The sequence below is a fragment of the Bartonella sp. MR110HLJHH genome, from assembly GCF_042194225.1.
Lineage (GTDB): Bacteria > Pseudomonadota > Alphaproteobacteria > Rhizobiales > Rhizobiaceae > Bartonella > Bartonella grahamii.
The window spans coordinates 1-1,004 of the sequence record NZ_JBHIMQ010000070.1 but is presented as its reverse complement, the minus strand read 5'-3'; the positions used below and the strand labels follow the sequence as shown (position 1 = coordinate 1,004).

Annotated in this window: 1 protein-coding gene; it reads left to right on the top strand. The window is 40.5% G+C overall.

Annotation, left to right across the window (positions count from 1 at the left end; translation table 11 throughout):
• Positions 1-1,004, top strand: a 1,004-nt coding sequence (locus tag ACFIKB_RS09360; RefSeq protein ID WP_375653483.1) for a replicative DNA helicase, incomplete at both ends; no start/stop codon positions are given.

Sequence of the window (1,004 nt, the reverse complement as noted above, 5' to 3'; positions counted from 1 at the left end):
ACTCAAGTTGTGAATAGAGCTTATGATGCTTCTGTAGAACTTACAACATCACAACAAATTGAAACTGTTGAAAATCAATTATTTGAGCTAGCAGAAAAAGGGAAATATGGAGGTGGATTTGAAAATTTTAATACAGCCATTACAAAAGCACTTAACATGGCAAGCGCTGCGAAAAAGCGTTCTTCAAAGCTCTCAGGGATAGCTACCCATATCAAAACTCTTGATGAGAAAATGGGGGGATTACAAGCATCTGACTTAATTATCCTTGCGGGACGCCCTGCTATGGGGAAGACCTCTCTTGCTACCAATATTGCTTTTAATATTGCCAATGCTTGCAAGCGTCATGATAACAGCCAAGCCAATGAAGGGGGTATTGTTGGTTTCTTCTCACTTGAGATGTCATCTGAACAGCTTGCAACCCGTATTATCTCAGAACAAATAAAGGTTTCTTCTTCTGATATGCGTCGTGGTAATATCTCAGAAGAGCAATTTGCAAAAATTATTCACGCAATGCGTTCCTTACAAACAATCCCTCTTTATATTGATCAAACAGGTGGTGTGTCTATTGCACAATTGTCCGCCCGTGCAAGGCGTCTTAAACGACAACATGGTCTAGATGTCTTGATTATTGATTATATCCAACTCATGACAAGCGGTTCAAAGCGTTCATTAGAAAATCGCGTTCAAGAAATTACAGCCATTACCACCGGATTAAAAGCACTTGCAAAAGAACTCAATATTCCCATCATTGCTCTGTCACAACTTTCGCGTCAAGTTGAAAACCGAACCGATAAACGTCCCCAATTATCCGATTTACGTGAATCTGGTTCAATCGAGCAAGATGCCGACATTGTTTTGTTCGTCTATCGCGAAGAATACTATCTCAAAAATGAAGAACCCAAAGAAGGCACTGCTGAGTATAGCAAATGGCAAGATGCAATGGAGCAAGCCAAGGGTAAAGCCGAGGTTATTATAGCAAAACAACGCCATGGTCCGACAGGAAT